The organism is Pandoraea bronchicola (assembly GCF_902459805.1).
Classification (GTDB): domain Bacteria; phylum Pseudomonadota; class Gammaproteobacteria; order Burkholderiales; family Burkholderiaceae; genus Pandoraea; species Pandoraea bronchicola.
In genome coordinates, this window is sequence record NZ_CABPST010000004.1 from 145,911 (window position 1) to 159,427 (window position 13,517).

General features: G+C 63.6%; 15 protein-coding genes. 11 read left to right on the plus strand and 4 right to left on the minus strand.

All coding sequences use genetic code 11. From position 1 onward, the window contains the following. Window positions 1-18 precede the first annotated feature (18 nt). The gene (rnk, locus tag PBR20603_RS10720; protein WP_150559512.1) at window positions 19-444 is read right to left on the minus strand and encodes a nucleoside diphosphate kinase regulator; all 426 of its coding nucleotides are present in this window, start codon (window positions 442-444) and stop codon (window positions 19-21) included. Between the two features lie 134 nt (window positions 445-578). On the opposite strand from rnk, the gene hemL reads away from it, so the two are divergent. The 5 genes from hemL (at window position 579) to ribD (ending at window position 5,238) form a co-directional block, all read left to right on the plus strand. Continuing rightward, window positions 579-1,883: a glutamate-1-semialdehyde 2,1-aminomutase gene (gene hemL / locus PBR20603_RS10725; protein WP_150559513.1), complete on the plus strand. Its 1,305-nt coding sequence runs from the start codon at window positions 579-581 to the stop codon at window positions 1,881-1,883. 91 nt (window positions 1,884-1,974) lie between these two features. After that, window positions 1,975-2,589 carry a LemA family protein gene (locus PBR20603_RS10730; RefSeq protein ID WP_150559514.1) on the plus strand — a complete coding sequence of 205 codons (615 nt, stop codon included), beginning with the start codon at window positions 1,975-1,977 and terminating at the stop codon, window positions 2,587-2,589. Window positions 2,590-2,599: 10 nt separating this feature from the next. Further along, complete coding sequence (locus tag PBR20603_RS10735) at window positions 2,600-3,589, plus strand: TPM domain-containing protein (RefSeq protein ID WP_150559515.1); 990 nt, start codon at window positions 2,600-2,602, stop codon at window positions 3,587-3,589. A 5-nt stretch (window positions 3,590-3,594) separates the two neighbouring features. Next, window positions 3,595-4,134: a TPM domain-containing protein gene (locus PBR20603_RS10740; RefSeq protein WP_174977876.1), complete on the plus strand. Its 540-nt coding sequence runs from the start codon at window positions 3,595-3,597 to the stop codon at window positions 4,132-4,134. Between the two features lie 6 nt (window positions 4,135-4,140). Then, a complete protein-coding gene (gene ribD, locus PBR20603_RS10745; RefSeq protein WP_150559517.1) occupies window positions 4,141-5,238 on the plus strand; it encodes a bifunctional diaminohydroxyphosphoribosylaminopyrimidine deaminase/5-amino-6-(5-phosphoribosylamino)uracil reductase RibD in 1,098 nt (365 codons plus the stop codon). 97 nt (window positions 5,239-5,335) lie between these two features. Here ribD and PBR20603_RS10750 read toward each other — a convergent pair whose 3' ends face one another. The 3 genes from PBR20603_RS10750 to PBR20603_RS10760 are packed head-to-tail and all read right to left on the minus strand — an operon-like array spanning window position 5,336 to window position 7,133. Then, window positions 5,336-6,097: a 2-keto-4-pentenoate hydratase gene (locus PBR20603_RS10750; protein ID WP_150559518.1), complete on the minus strand. Its 762-nt coding sequence runs from the start codon at window positions 6,095-6,097 to the stop codon at window positions 5,336-5,338. After that, window positions 6,094-6,924: a 2-keto-4-pentenoate hydratase gene (locus tag PBR20603_RS10755; protein ID WP_150559519.1), complete on the minus strand. Its 831-nt coding sequence runs from the start codon at window positions 6,922-6,924 to the stop codon at window positions 6,094-6,096. Before PBR20603_RS10755 ends, PBR20603_RS10750 begins: the two co-directional genes overlap by 4 nt. After that, a complete protein-coding gene (locus tag PBR20603_RS10760; protein WP_150559520.1) occupies window positions 6,924-7,133 on the minus strand; it encodes a tautomerase family protein in 210 nt (69 codons plus the stop codon). The genes PBR20603_RS10755 and PBR20603_RS10760 overlap by 1 nt, the downstream gene beginning before the upstream one ends. A 149-nt stretch (window positions 7,134-7,282) precedes the next feature. Here PBR20603_RS10760 and PBR20603_RS10765 point away from each other — a divergent pair, with 149 nt between their 5' ends. The 6 genes from PBR20603_RS10765 to PBR20603_RS10790 all read left to right on the plus strand — a co-directional run bounded on the left by PBR20603_RS10765 (window position 7,283) and on the right by PBR20603_RS10790 (window position 13,491). Continuing rightward, a complete protein-coding gene (locus PBR20603_RS10765) occupies window positions 7,283-8,188 on the plus strand; it encodes a LysR family transcriptional regulator (protein ID WP_150559521.1) in 906 nt (301 codons plus the stop codon). A gap of 414 nt (window positions 8,189-8,602) precedes the next feature. After that, window positions 8,603-9,715 (plus strand): branched-chain amino acid ABC transporter substrate-binding protein, encoded by a 1,113-nt coding sequence (locus PBR20603_RS10770; RefSeq protein WP_150559522.1) that lies wholly within the window; start codon window positions 8,603-8,605, stop codon window positions 9,713-9,715. A gap of 104 nt (window positions 9,716-9,819) precedes the next feature. Further along, window positions 9,820-10,743 carry a high-affinity branched-chain amino acid ABC transporter permease LivH gene (gene livH / locus PBR20603_RS10775; protein WP_150559523.1) on the plus strand — a complete coding sequence of 308 codons (924 nt, stop codon included), beginning with the start codon at window positions 9,820-9,822 and terminating at the stop codon, window positions 10,741-10,743. An 8-nt stretch (window positions 10,744-10,751) separates the two neighbouring features. Next, window positions 10,752-12,026 (plus strand): high-affinity branched-chain amino acid ABC transporter permease LivM, encoded by a 1,275-nt coding sequence (locus PBR20603_RS10780; RefSeq protein WP_150559524.1) that lies wholly within the window; start codon window positions 10,752-10,754, stop codon window positions 12,024-12,026. Then, window positions 12,023-12,790, plus strand: a complete 768-nt coding sequence (gene livG / locus PBR20603_RS10785; protein WP_150559525.1) for a high-affinity branched-chain amino acid ABC transporter ATP-binding protein LivG — start codon at window positions 12,023-12,025, stop codon at window positions 12,788-12,790. Before PBR20603_RS10780 ends, livG begins: the two co-directional genes overlap by 4 nt. Next, window positions 12,790-13,491, plus strand: a complete 702-nt coding sequence (locus PBR20603_RS10790) for an ABC transporter ATP-binding protein (protein ID WP_150559526.1) — start codon at window positions 12,790-12,792, stop codon at window positions 13,489-13,491. The genes livG and PBR20603_RS10790 overlap by 1 nt, the downstream gene beginning before the upstream one ends. Window positions 13,492-13,517 lie beyond the last annotated feature (26 nt).

The window sequence follows — 13,517 nt, forward strand, 5'->3', positions numbered from 1 at the left end:
GTGCTGCGCAGAGGGAAATCAGCGGTGGTATTCGCCAGCGGCTTCGGGCTGGTAATCGATGCCGAGCAATTCCAGCTCGATCAGGTGACCGCCCGGCACCTGCCAGTGAATCGACTGGCCGACGCGCAGACCGAGCAGCGCACTGCCCACGGGCGCCAGTACCGAAATACCGCCTTCCGTGCTCGCCAGGTGTTGCGGATAGACGAGCGTCACACGATGCTCCTGCTGCGTAGCGAGATCACGATAGCGCAACACCGAATTCATCGTGGCGACGTCGGCCGGCATTTGCTCCGGTTCGACGACGCTTGCCCGGGCGAGCTCTGTTTCGAGTGCCTCCACATACGGCAATGCCGCGCGCGGCGCCTGCGCGGTGAGCGCTTCCAGGCGGTCGAGGTCGAGAGTCGAGACAGTGATCGAGGGACGTTGCGAGTGTGCGGTGGACATGTCGACGGGCCTGTTTTTCCTTGACGTTGAGAGAGTGGCCTTCAATCTAACAGAAGCCCCGCGCGGCGAGAAGTCCCGGACTTGACCGCCATCCGCTAGAATCGACGCATCAAGACGTCAGAAAAGCTGAATTCATGTCCGAAACTACTACGAACGCCGCCCTCTTCGAGCGCGCCCAGCAAACCATTCCCGGCGGCGTCAATTCGCCGGTGCGCGCCTTCCGCTCGGTCGGCGGCACTCCCCGCTTCATCGCCCGTGCGCAAGGTCCCTATATGTGGGATGCCGAAGGCACCCGCTATATCGACTACATCGGCTCATGGGGCCCGATGATCGTCGGCCACCTGCATCCGGACGTCGTCGCCGCCGTGCAAACGGCCATGTCACAAGGCTTCAGCTTCGGTGCGCCCACCGAGGCCGAAGTGGTCATGGCGGAGGAAATCTGCCGCCTGGTCCCGTCCATCGAACAGGTGCGTCTGGTGTCCTCGGGCACCGAGGCCACGATGAGCGCGCTGCGTCTGGCGCGCGGCTTTACCGGCCGCAACAAGATCGTCAAGTTCGAAGGCTGCTATCACGGTCACGCAGACAGCCTGCTGGTCAAGGCAGGCTCGGGTTTGCTCACGTTCGCCGATTCCACGCGTAACGCGCCGTCCTCGGCCGGTGTACCGCCCGAAGTCACGCGCGACACCCTCGTGCTCGAGTACAACAACGTCGAGCAACTTCGCGAGTTGTTCGCCGGACAAGGCGGCGAGATCGCCGCCGTGATCGTTGAGCCGGTGGCCGGCAACATGAATCTGGTGCGCGGCTCGCGCCACTTTCTGCAGACGCTGCGCGAGCTGTGCACCGCACACGGCGCCGTGCTGATCTTCGACGAAGTGATGTGCGGCTTCCGCGTCGGCCTGGGCGGTGCGCAAGCGCTCTACGGCATCACTGCCGACCTCACCTGCCTGGGCAAGGTCATCGGCGGCGGCATGCCCGCAGCGGCATTCGGCGGACGACGCGACATCATGTCGCACCTCGCACCGCTGGGCGGCGTTTATCAGGCAGGCACGCTGTCGGGGAACCCGCTGGCGGTGGCCGCAGGTCTCGCCACGCTCAAGCTGATTCAGGCACCGGGCTTCTACGAGGATCTGGCCAAGCGCACGTCGAAGCTCGTCACCGGGCTCGTTGACGCGGCACAGGCCGCCGGTGTGCCGTTCTCCGGCGACAGCGTCGGTGGCATGTTCGGCTTGTACTTCCGCGCCAATGTGCCGCAGAGCTTCGCCGAAGTCACGACATCCGACGTTGCACGCTTCAACAAGTTTTTCCATGCGATGCTCGATCGCGGCGTCTATCTCGCGCCGAGCGCCTTTGAAGCGGGCTTCGTCTCGGCAACGCACGACGACACGATCCTCGACACCACGCTCGAAGCTGCCCGCGACGCGTTCCGGGCGATCGCCTGAGCGTGACGCGTCACGCATCACGCACCTGTCATCGACAATAATTCGCTCAGGTCACGGGTAAGCCCGTCTGACCCCAACAGGGAGAAACACCATGCAAATGCTGCTGCCGACCAAGCTGCGTCAATCGTTTGTGCGCTGGATCGCACTCGGACTGCTCACGTCGTTGCTGTCCGCCTGCGGGTACAACGAAATCCAGGTCAAGGACGAAGCGGTCAAGGCGGCCTGGAGCGAGGTCGTCAACCAATACCAGCGCCGCGCTGATCTGGTGCCGAATCTGGTGAACACGGTCAAGGGCTATGCCTCGCACGAGCAATCGACGCTCACCGAAGTGATCAACGCCCGCGCCAAGGCCACGAGCATCACCGTCACGCCGGAGACACTCAACGACCCCGAGGCGTTCAAGCGCTTTCAGCAAGCACAGGGGGAGCTGTCGGGGGCGCTTTCGCGTCTGATGGCCGTCTCGGAGAATTACCCGAACCTGAAAGCCGACGGCCTGTTCCGTGACCTGCAATCGCAACTGGAAGGCACGGAAAACCGCATCACGGTGGCGCGCAACCGGTTCATTCAGGCGGTGCAGGACTACAACGTGTATGTGCGTCAGTTCCCGAACAACCTGACGGCGAAGATGTTCGGCTACTCGACGAAACCGAACTTCACGGTCGAAGACGAGAAGGCCATTTCGACTGCGCCGGCCGTCAAGTTCTGAGGATCACGTCATGGCTGCTGCCTCTGCTGTCTCTGCTGTCCCTCTCGTCACGACAGGCGGCTGCGCGTTGCCGCCGTGCCATCGGGTGACGACGTATGACGCGAGCGGCAGCATCGCCGGCGTCCGACAGCACACCGCACGGGCGCGCGTGCTATGGGTGCTTTGGGCGCTGGTGCTGGCCTGCCTGTGCTGGCTGGCATTGCCGGCCGGCGCGGAAGATCTGGTCGCGGTGCCCGCGCTCACCGCGCGGGTGACCGATCTCACGGGAACCCTCACCCCCGAGCAACGCAACGCACTCGAGACGCAACTCGCACAATACGAGCAACAGCGCGGCAGTCAGATCTTCGTTCTGATGGTGCCGAGCACATCGCCCGAGACCATCGACCAGTACAGCATTCGCGTGGCCGACGCCTGGAAGGCCGGCCGCAAGGGGGTCGACGACGGCGTCATCATACTCATCGCGAAAAACAATCCGAACGACCTGCGCAAGATGCGCATCGAGGTCGGACGCGGCGTGCAAGGCTCGCTCACCGACGCCATCTCCGGGCGCATCCTGCGCGACGTGATGGCCCCGTATTTCCGCAACGGCGACTTCTTCGGCGGACTGGCGGCAGGCGTTGCGGCAGTGCAGGCCGCCATGAACAACGAGGCCCTGCCCGCGCCGAATCTGCCCTCGACGCGCGCTCCGCACTCGGATCTGTCCGATTTCCTGCCGCTACTCTTCATCGTCTTCATCATTGCGATGGTCGTCATCATGGAGAGCCGCCGGCGCTTCCGCGGTCCGGGGCTGACGGGGGCAGACGGCACCGACCCGCGCTCGCGCGTGCTCACCGGCCAACGCGGACGCATTGGCGCGGGTGGCTTCGGCGCCGGGCTCGGAGGCGGTCTGGGCGGCTGGGGACGTAACGACGGCGGCGGGTTCGGCGGCGGAGGCGGGGGTGGTTTCGGCGGTGGCGGGGGCGGCGGATTTGACGGCGGCGGCTCGTCGGGGAACTGGTGATGGCGATGACACAAGAACCGATCACGACGCAACACAAGCCGCACGACGTCTCGCGCTGGTTGCGGCACCTGGGCACCTGGCGCGCGCACGCCCGATGGATTTTCCCGGACAAGGCGCTCGATACGCTCGAAGCTGCAATCCGCGAGTCGGAGACCGAGCATCGCTGCGAGATCCGTCTGGTGATCGAAGCCGCGATGCCGCTTGCGGCAGTTTGGCAAGGCCACACATGCCGCCAGCGCGCCGTTCACCTGTTTCGCCAGCTCGGCATCGCCCATACGGGCGAGCGTACCGGCATCCTTCTGTATATCAACCTCGCCGATCACGATATCGAGCTGATCGCCGACAAGGGCGTCAATGCACTGGTGTCCCCACGCACGTGGGATACCGTCGTTACGCAAATGAGCGCCGGATTCCGTGACGAACGTTATGTCCAGAGCGTGCTCGACGCGCTGAACACCCTGCGCGGCATTGCGCGCGAATCCCTGCCGGCCCATGCCGGCGCAGCGCCGGACAATGCCTTGACCGACCGGCCGCTGATCCTCTGACGTCTCATGTTTTCCGAACAGGATTTTGCTTACATGCGCCGCGCGCTGGCACTCGCCGAGCGCGCGATGTTCACGACTACGCCGAATCCGCGCGTGGGCTGCGTGATCGTGCAAGACGGCCGTGTCATCGGCGAAGGCTTCACGCAACCTGCCGGTCAGGACCACGCCGAAGTGCAGGCCATGAAAGACGCTCGCACGCGTGGCGAATCGGTGCGCGGTGCGACGGCCTACGTCACGCTCGAGCCGTGCAGCCATTACGGCCGCACGCCGCCGTGTGCGAAGGGACTGATCGAGGCGGGTGTGAAACGCGTGATCGCCGCGATGGAAGATCCGAACCCGCTCGTCGCGGGACGCGGCCTGACGATGCTGCGCGACGCGGGCATCGAAGTACGCTGCGGACTGCTGGAGCAAGAGGCGCGCGAATTGAACATCGGTTTCGTCGCCCGCATGATGCGCGGCACCCCGTGGGTGCGTCTGAAGGTTGCCGCCAGCCTCGACGGCAAGACTGCCCTGAACAACGGCGTGAGCCAGTGGCTCACCGGCCCGGCAGCGCGCGCCGATGGACATGCGTGGCGCGCACGGGCGTGCGCGATTCTCACCGGCATCGGCACCGTACGGGAGGACGATCCGGCACTCACGGTGCGCGAGGTCGAGACCACGCGCCAGCCGCTGCGCATCGTTGTCGATTCGCATCTGGATATTTCCCCGACGGCCAGAGTGCTCGCAAACGGCAACGCGCTCGTGGTCTGTGCGAACGGCGCTACGGACCGTGCGTCCCGCCTGCACGATCTTGGCGTGGAAGTGCTCGATCTGCCCAATCCGAACGGCAAGGTCGACCTGTCTGCGCTCCTGCGCACGCTGGGTGAGCGCCAGCTCAACGAAATCCACGTGGAAGCCGGCTACAAGCTCAACGGCTCCCTGCTGCGCGAGCGCTGTGTGGATGAGTTGCTTACGTATCTCGCGCCTTGCATCGTCGGCGACGCGCAGGGCATGTTCAATCTGCCCGCGCTCACATCGCTCGATGACAAGCTCGCCCTGAGCTTCACGGACGTGCGCATGATCGAAACCGATCTGCGCGTGATGGCTCGCTTCAAACGCGACTGAGTCCGCATCACCCCCCAAAAAAACGGGGCATACCGTCTGGTGCGCCCCGTTCTTCTGTTCAGGCCGAAGCCCCGGCCCGGCCGTACGGCCGGCTCGCTCAGACGTGGAAGCCCACGCGGCCCAGCGACTCCATTTCGACCGACACATACTGGCCCGGCTGGATGTACTCGGCCGGCGTAGCGCCGCCCGCCATCACGATCCAACCCGCCTGCAGCGGCTCGCCCGCCGCCGCCGACAGACGTGCCGCCGCGACCAGAGAGCGCAGCGGATGGCCCAGCAACGCCGCCGTCGAGCCCACTTGCACCGTGCGTCCGTTGATCGTCATTGCCAACCCCAGATTCGAGAAGTCGACGTGCGGGTCGTGCCAGGCGCCGATCACGAAACCGCTCGATGACGCGTTATCCGCGATCACTTCCGGCAGCGTGAACTTGAAGTCCTTGTAGCGCGAATCGATGATCTCGATGGCCGGCGCAATCGCCTCGACTGCCGCGAGCGCCTGCGGGCCCGTGACGTTCCCCTCGAGCGGCTTCTTCAGAATGAAGGCGATCTCCGGTTCGACGCGCGGATGCACATAGCGCTTGAAGTCAATGGATGTGCCCTCTTCGACCTGCATGCCGGACGTCAGACGTCCCCAGATCACGTCGGACAGCCCCATCTGAATCATCTTGGCGCGGCTGGTGAAACCCATCTTCACGCCAACGCGAGTCTCACCGCGCTGCGCGCGACGGGCGAGCGATGCCGCCTGAATGGCGTAGGCGTCGTCGAGCGACAGACGGTTGTCGGTATCGAACTGCTCGACCTCGTGCGCAAAGTGCGCTGCGTCGTCGAGCCGCTTGGCGTAGTCTTGAATGTGGCTCATCGCGCAGCCTCGCTGGCAGGTTCGAACACGGCGCGGACCGAGCCCAGGCCGTTGATACGGGTTTCGAAAATGTCGCCCGGCGTGACCGCGGCCATCGGGCCCAGGGCGCCGGAGAGCACCAGATCGCCAGCCTTGAGCGGCGTACCCACGGCCGCCATCGTGCGGGCGAGCCACACCACGGCGTTGATCGGGCTGCCCAGACAGGCCGCACCGGCCCCCACGGACACCGGCTCGCCGCGACGCTCCATCACCATGCCGCACATGCGCACGTCGAACTCGGAGAGCCGCTTCGGCGTGTTGCCGATCACGTAGGCCGACGACGACGCGTTATCGGCGATCGTATCGGTGATGCGGATATTCCAGTCGGCCACGCGGCTGCCAACGATCTCCAGCGCGGGCAAGGCGTATTCGATGGCGTTGATGACATCGAGCTGGCCCGGGTGATCGACGTTCAGATCGCGCCCGATGACGAAGGCGATCTCGGCTTCGATCTTCGGTTGCGTGAGGATCGATGCAGGGATCGGTTCGCCATCACCGTAGCCCATGTCGTCGAACAACATGCCGAAATCGGGCTGGTCAACGCCAAGCTGCTTCTGCACGGCAACCGACGTCAGGCCGATCTTGCAACCGACGATGCGGCGCCCGGCGGCCAGGCGACGCTCGGTGTTGATGCGCTGAATGGCGTAGGCGTCGTCAATGCTCAACGGCGTGTAAGTATCGCGCAGCGGGGCGATGAACCGGTGGGAGCGCTCGGCTTCGAGGAGCGCATCGGCCGCCTGTTGCAAACGCGCCTGCGTGGCCGCGTCGCGCTGTGTGATCGCCGTCATCACGCGCCTGCCTTGGCCGGCGCGGCCGGCTCGTCCTTGGTGCGCTCACCCACCGCCCAGTGCGCCGCCGGGACCTGCGTGGCAAACACGCGGATCGATTCGAGCGGTGCCCCAAGCGTTTCATGCACGGTGCGCGCCACGGCTTTCACGCAAGCCTTCACGGTGGCGTCGTCGCGGCCTTCGATCAGATTGATATGTACGATTGGCATGATGCTGTCCCCTGAAATGCCGAAAAGATAGCCTTCTGACCGAATGATGCGCGCATCGACAAGATACCGTCCAATACCATTTTTTCAGATTCCGATACCATTTCGGTATTGAGTCATGACACCGGTCATGGCACCGGGACGGGATCTCTATGGACATCAAGCAAATGCGGTACTTTCTTGCCGTCGCGCAGGAAGGGCATTTCGGGCGGGCGGCGCAGCGGCTGAGCATGGCGCAGCCGCCACTCACCCGGCATATCCAGGCGCTCGAAGCGCAGTTGGGCACACCGCTATTCGTACGCACGCCCAAAGGCGCCACACTGACCGCCGCCGGGCAGACGCTGCTTGCCGAGGTGCCGAATATCCTGTCGCTGGCGCGTCGCGCAGAGGAACAGACGCGCCTGGCCGGCGAGGGCTATATCGGACGCCTCGATGTCGGCATCTTCAGCTCGGGCATTCTCAATGTGATTCCGCGATTGCTGGCGAGCTTTCATACCGAGCGTCCCGAAGTGAAGATCGGTCTGCACAACCTGTCGAAGACGGAACAGATCGCGGCGCTGCGCGAGCGGCGTATCGCCATCGGCTTCAATCGGCTGATTCCGGACGAACCGGACCTCGTCGTCGACTGGATTCATCGAGAGCCGTTTCTGGTCGCGCTCTACGAAGGTCATCCGCTATGCAAGCGCGCCTCGTTGACGTTGGCCGATCTCGATAACGAGCGGATGATCCTCTACCCCAACGCCCCGGTGCCGGGACTCGCCGAAGAGGTCGCCGCCGCGTTCCGCAGCGAGGGCGTGACGCTGCGGGTGGAACAAGAGGTGGAGGACGTGGTCACGTCGATTGCGCTGGTGGCGAGCCGCTTCGGTGTTTGCGTGACGACGGAGTCCGCGGCGAACCTGCGTTTGCCCGGCGTGGTGTACCGGCCGTTGAAATCGCAGCGTCTGCGCGCCATCGAGCTCAATTGCATGTACCGGCGCGATGACGACTCCCCCATTCTTGCGGCCTTCCTCACGCTCATCCGGCAATCCCGCAATCAGCGTCGCACATTGACGATGTAGCGGCTTCGCATACTCAGCCATATACCGCATCGGATGCAAAACTTCACAATTGGATTCCAATGAATTGCAGATTGTATCCAAAATGTCCTGCTCGACAATCTGCACGTCCGATTTAACGTGGCCCCGATTTGCCGATTTGAATCGATTTCACGCCATTTCTCATCTGCGTAGTACTACGGATCATCGCTGTGACGACTCTTATTTTTTTCTTCCGACCCTTTTGAAATCCTTTATTCATGCGGGTTTCAAGAGGGCTCCGGATACCTGTTCCAATTGAACTGCGTATTACGCTACTATGGCGCATCGTTCGTGCCGCCAGCGGCTTGAATGATCCAATACCGACAGGTTCAGCAGTCGATCAAGACCACCGCACGCCCGGGTAGTCAAAAAATACAAATCAAGGAGATGTCCACAATGCAGTTCCGTCACAAATCCCTGTTCGTCGCCGCTGCTCTCGCCTTCATTGGAACGGCCGCCAACGCTGAGACCGTCAAGATCGCTATCGCCGGCCCGTTCAGTGGCTCGGTTGCCCAATACGGCGATATGGTCAAGGCCGGCGCGTTGACCGCCATCGAAGAAATCAACGCAGCAGGCGGTGCGAACGGCAACAAGCTGGAAGCCGTGATGATGGACGATGCATGCGAGCCGAAGCAGGCCGTCGCCGTCGCCAACAAGATCGTCAGCCAGAAGATCAAGTATGTGATCGGTCACGTGTGCTCGGGTTCGACGATCCCGGCATCGGACATCTATGAAAACGAAGGCGTGGTGATGATTACGCCGTCGGCGACGGCACCGCAACTGACCGAAGGCAAGAAGCGCCACTTCATCTTCCGCACGATCGGCCGCGACGATCAGCAAGGCCCGGCAGCTGCGCAGTACATCATCAACAAGGTCAAGCCGAAGAAGGTTGCCGTGCTGCACGACAAGCAGTCGTATGGCCAGGGCATTGCCTCCTCCGTGAAGAAGGACCTCGACGCCGCCAAGATCCCGGTCGTGCTGTTTGAAGGTATCAACGCCGGCGACTCGGACTACTCGGCTGTCATCACCAAGCTCAAGTCGCAAGGCGTGGACTTCGTGTACTTTGGCGGCTACCACCCGGAAATGGGCCTGCTGCTGCGCCAGGCACGTGAACAGGGCGTGAAAGCCACGTTCATGGGTCCGGAAGGCGTGGGCAACAAGGACGTGACGGCGATCGCCGGCCCGGCCTCGGAAGGCATGCTCGTGACGCTGCCGGCCGACTTCACCGCCGATCCGGCCAACGCCAAGCTGGTGAAGGCTTTCGCCGACGCCAAGCGCGATCCGAACGGTCCGTTCCAGATGCCGGCCTACACGGGCGTGCAACTGATCGCCAAGAGCATTGCCGGCGCGAAGAGCACCGACCCGGAAAAGGTGGCCAAGTACCTCCACGCCAACACGTTCGACACGCCGATCGGCAAGGTTGCGTATGACGCAGCCGGCGATCTGAAGTCGTTCAAGTTCGTGGTGTACACCTGGCACAAGGACGCCACCAAGACCGCCGCCAACTGATTCCCTGACGCTTTACTGGCCAGCGAATCACCCCCTGCCGCCCGCCGACCCCGGCGGGCGGCGCGCATTCGCGCTCGGCCCCCGCTCGTCGCGAGGCTTCCCGCATGAACGAATTTTTCCCACAGCTAGCCCAGCAACTGGTCAATGGCCTGACGCTGGGCGCGATCTACGCGTTGATTGCCATTGGCTACACAATGGTCTACGGCATCATCGGCATGATCAACTTTGCCCACGGCGAGATCTACATGATCGGCGCCTATGTCGGGCTTGTCACACTGACTGCAATCGGTTCGGCGGCAGGTTACCCCTTGCCGCTCGTGCTGGGCGCAGCGCTGCTGGTGTCGGTGCTGATCACGGGCCTGTACGGCTTCGCGATCGAGCGGGTGGCGTATCGCCCGCTGCGCGGCGGACCTCGTCTCGGACCGCTGATCTCCGCCATCGGTATGTCCATCTTCCTGCAGAACTACGTGCAGATTGGCCAGGGCGCGCGTGACGTGTCCGTGCCAATGCTGATCTCGGGCGCCATCGACATCCCGATGGGCGACTTCACCGTCACCATTCCCTACGCTCGCATGTTGATCGTGGGCGTGACGGTCGCGCTGATGATCCTGCTCACCCTGTTCATCGCTAACTCGCGCATGGGCCGTGCCTGCCGTGCCTGCGCCGAGGACATGCGCATGGCCAACCTGCTCGGCATCGATACGAACCGCGTGATCTCGTTCACGTTCGTACTCGGCGCCATGCTTGCGGCCGTCGGCGGCGTGTTGATCGGCCTGACCATCGGCAAGCTCAATCCGTATATCGGCTTCATCGTCGGCATCAAAGCCTTCACGGCGGCGGTGCTCGGCGGTATCGGCAGCATTCCCGGCGCCATGCTGGGCGGCGTGCTGTTGGGGCTGGCGGAGACGCTCGCCTCGGGCTATATGCCCTCCGAGTACAAGGACATCGTGGCGTTCTGCCTGCTGGTGCTGGTGCTGCTGTTCCGCCCGACCGGCCTGCTGGGCAAACCCGACGTCGAGAAAGTCTGAGGTCGACCATGACACAACAACTCACGCTCAAGTCCGGCGCCGCCAATCGTGCGCCGGCAGGCGACACGCTCAAGGGCGCGGTTATCGCCGCGCTCGTGACGATCGTTCTCACGGCCCCCATTCTGGGCCTGCAACTGAAGCTCGAAGGCTATCAGGTGGTGCTCGAGCAGCACTGGCGTCCGGTCTGGATCGCCGCAGCCATCGTCTTCGTGTTCCAGTTGCTCAAGCCGCTGCTGATGCGCTCCAAGCGTGCGGTGAAGCTGCCGGCCATGCCCGTCATGGGCCGTCGTCAGCAACTGACCGCGATATGGGTGCTGCTCGCCGTCGGGCTCGTGTGGCCGTTCATCGGCTCACGCGGCGCGGTGGACGTGGCCACGCTCGCCCTCATCTACTGCGTACTCGGTCTCGGCCTGAACATCGTCGTGGGCTTCGCCGGTCTGCTCGATCTGGGTTACGTCGGCTTCTACGCGGTCGGCGGTTATACCTATGCCCTGCTCAACCAGTACTTCGGCCTGACGTTCTGGGAATGCCTGCCGCTCGCCGCGCTCATGTCGGCCACGTTCGGCTTCCTGCTCGGCTTCCCGGTGTTGCGCCTGCGCGGCGACTATCTCGCCATCGTGACGCTGGGCTTCGGTGAAATCATCCGGTTGCTGCTGAACAACCTGACGAGCATCACCGGTGGTCCGGATGGCGTGTCGGGCATTCCGAAACCCAGCGTGTTCGGCTTCGAAATGGCGCGCTCGGCGAGTGTCGAAGGGGCAAAGACATTCCATGAGTTGATCGGCCTGCCTTACAGCGGTTCGCACATGGTGATCTTCCTCTACCTGCTCGCGTTTGCGCTGGTGGGCTTCACGCTGTTCGTCACGAGCCGTCTGATTCGCATGCCGATCGGCCGTGCGTGGGAAGCGCTGCGCGAAGACGAAATCGCGTGCCGCTCGCTCGGTCTGAACCCGACGCGCATCAAGCTCTCGGCGTTCACGCTCGGGGCATCGTTCGCCGGGCTTGCCGGTGCGTTCTTCGCTGCGCGTCAGGGGTTGGTCACGCCCGAATCATTCACGTTCATCGAGTCGGCGCTCATCCTCGCCGTGGTGGTGCTTGGCGGCATGGGCTCGCAGATCGGCGTGATTCTCGCGGCCATTCTGCTCACGATCCTGCCGGAAGTCGCCCGCGACTTTGCGGAATACCGCATGCTGATTTTCGGTCTGGTGATGGTGCTGATGATGATGTGGCGTCCGCAGGGTCTGTTGCCCGCCACCCGCCCGCATGTGGAGTTGCCGCAATGAGTGCAGAACTGTTGAAACTCTCCGGCCTGCAGATGCGCTTCGGCGGTCTGCTCGCCGTCGACGGCGTCGAATTCGACGTCCGAAAAAACGAAATCTTCGCAATCATCGGCCCGAACGGTGCAGGCAAGACGACCGTCTTCAATTGCGTAGGTGGGTTCTATCGCCCGACGGGCGGCTCGATCGTGCTCGACGGCGATAACATCACCGGCCTGCCCAGTCACATGGTGGCCCGGCGCGGTCTCGTGCGCACCTTCCAGAACATTCGCCTCTTCCGCCAGTTGACGGTCGTGGAGAACCTGCTCGTTGCGCAGCACATGCGCGTTCACAGCGGCTTCCTGCAGGGGCTCTTCTCGACCGGGGCGTTCCGCCGTGCCGAGCGCACAGCGCTCGAGCGCGCCAAGATGTGGCTCGACCGCCTGGGCCTGACGGCCGTTGCCAACCGCGAGGCGGGCACGCTGTCGTATGGGCATCAGCGGCGCCTCGAAATCGCGCGCTGCATGATCACCGAGCCGCGTCTGCTCATGCTCGACGAACCGGCAGCCGGCCTGAACCCGCAGGAGAAGGTCGAGTTGCAACAGCTCGTCGACAACCTGCGTCACGAATTCGGTATCTCGGTGCTGCTCATCGAGCACGACATGAGTCTGGTGATGGGCGTTTCGGACCGGATTCTCGTGATGGAACACGGCAAGCCGATCATGATCGGCAAGCCCGACGAGGTGCGCAACGACCCGCGCGTCATCAAGGCCTACCTCGGGGAGGAATAATGCTGAAGCTCGAACAGATCCATACCCACTACGGGGCCGTCGAGGCGCTCTCCGGCGTGTCGATCGAAGTGAACAAGGGCGAGATCGTCACGCTCATCGGCAGTAACGGCGCGGGTAAAACCACGTTGATGATGACGGTGTGCGGCACGCCTCGCGCATCGAGCGGTCGCGTGATGTTCGAGGGTAACGACATCACCGCCCGCCCCACGCACGAAATCATGCGCATGGGGCTGGCGATTTCGCCGGAAGGGCGCCGCGTGTTTCCGAGTCTGACCGTGATCGAAAACCTGAAGATGGGCGGCTTCTTCGCGTCCAGGGACGAGATCGAGGCCGGCATGGACCACGTCTTCAAGTTGTTCCCGAGACTCGCCCAGCGCGGCAAGCAGCGCGCCGGCACGATGTCGGGCGGTGAACAGCAGATGCTGGCCATCGGGCGGGCATTGATGAGCCGTCCGCGCCTGCTGCTGCTCGACGAACCGACGCTCGGCCTGGCCCCGCTCGTGATCGCGCAGATCTTCGACATCATTCGGGCGATCCGCGAAGAAGGCGTCACGGTCTTTCTGGTGGAGCAAAACGCGAACAAGGCACTGCACGTGGCCGATCGTGGCTATGTACTGGAAACTGGCCGCGTCGTGCTCGCCGACTCGGCAGACAACTTGCTCGCGAACGACGACATCAAGCGCGCTTATCTTGGCGCGTAATGTCGCGAACGGCGGCAATGCACGCC

What these genes read in the sequence shown, in the direction of transcription:
- rnk (WP_150559512.1), bottom strand. Translation starts at nt 444, where the DNA reads ATGTCCACCGCACACTCGCAACGTCCCTCGATCACTGTCTCGACTCTC.
- hemL (WP_150559513.1), top strand. Translation starts at nt 579, where the DNA reads ATGTCCGAAACTACTACGAACGCCGCCCTCTTCGAGCGCGCCCAGCAA.
- PBR20603_RS10730 (WP_150559514.1), top strand. Translation starts at nt 1,975, where the DNA reads ATGCAAATGCTGCTGCCGACCAAGCTGCGTCAATCGTTTGTGCGCTGG.
- PBR20603_RS10735 (WP_150559515.1), top strand. Translation starts at nt 2,600, where the DNA reads ATGGCTGCTGCCTCTGCTGTCTCTGCTGTCCCTCTCGTCACGACAGGC.
- PBR20603_RS10740 (WP_174977876.1), top strand. Translation starts at nt 3,595, where the DNA reads ATGACACAAGAACCGATCACGACGCAACACAAGCCGCACGACGTCTCG.
- ribD (WP_150559517.1), top strand. Translation starts at nt 4,141, where the DNA reads ATGTTTTCCGAACAGGATTTTGCTTACATGCGCCGCGCGCTGGCACTC.
- PBR20603_RS10750 (WP_150559518.1), bottom strand. Translation starts at nt 6,097, where the DNA reads ATGAGCCACATTCAAGACTACGCCAAGCGGCTCGACGACGCAGCGCAC.
- PBR20603_RS10755 (WP_150559519.1), bottom strand. Translation starts at nt 6,924, where the DNA reads ATGACGGCGATCACACAGCGCGACGCGGCCACGCAGGCGCGTTTGCAA.
- PBR20603_RS10760 (WP_150559520.1), bottom strand. Translation starts at nt 7,133, where the DNA reads ATGCCAATCGTACATATCAATCTGATCGAAGGCCGCGACGACGCCACC.
- PBR20603_RS10765 (WP_150559521.1), top strand. Translation starts at nt 7,283, where the DNA reads ATGGACATCAAGCAAATGCGGTACTTTCTTGCCGTCGCGCAGGAAGGG.
- PBR20603_RS10770 (WP_150559522.1), top strand. Translation starts at nt 8,603, where the DNA reads ATGCAGTTCCGTCACAAATCCCTGTTCGTCGCCGCTGCTCTCGCCTTC.
- livH (WP_150559523.1), top strand. Translation starts at nt 9,820, where the DNA reads ATGAACGAATTTTTCCCACAGCTAGCCCAGCAACTGGTCAATGGCCTG.
- PBR20603_RS10780 (WP_150559524.1), top strand. Translation starts at nt 10,752, where the DNA reads ATGACACAACAACTCACGCTCAAGTCCGGCGCCGCCAATCGTGCGCCG.
- livG (WP_150559525.1), top strand. Translation starts at nt 12,023, where the DNA reads ATGAGTGCAGAACTGTTGAAACTCTCCGGCCTGCAGATGCGCTTCGGC.
- PBR20603_RS10790 (WP_150559526.1), top strand. Translation starts at nt 12,790, where the DNA reads ATGCTGAAGCTCGAACAGATCCATACCCACTACGGGGCCGTCGAGGCG.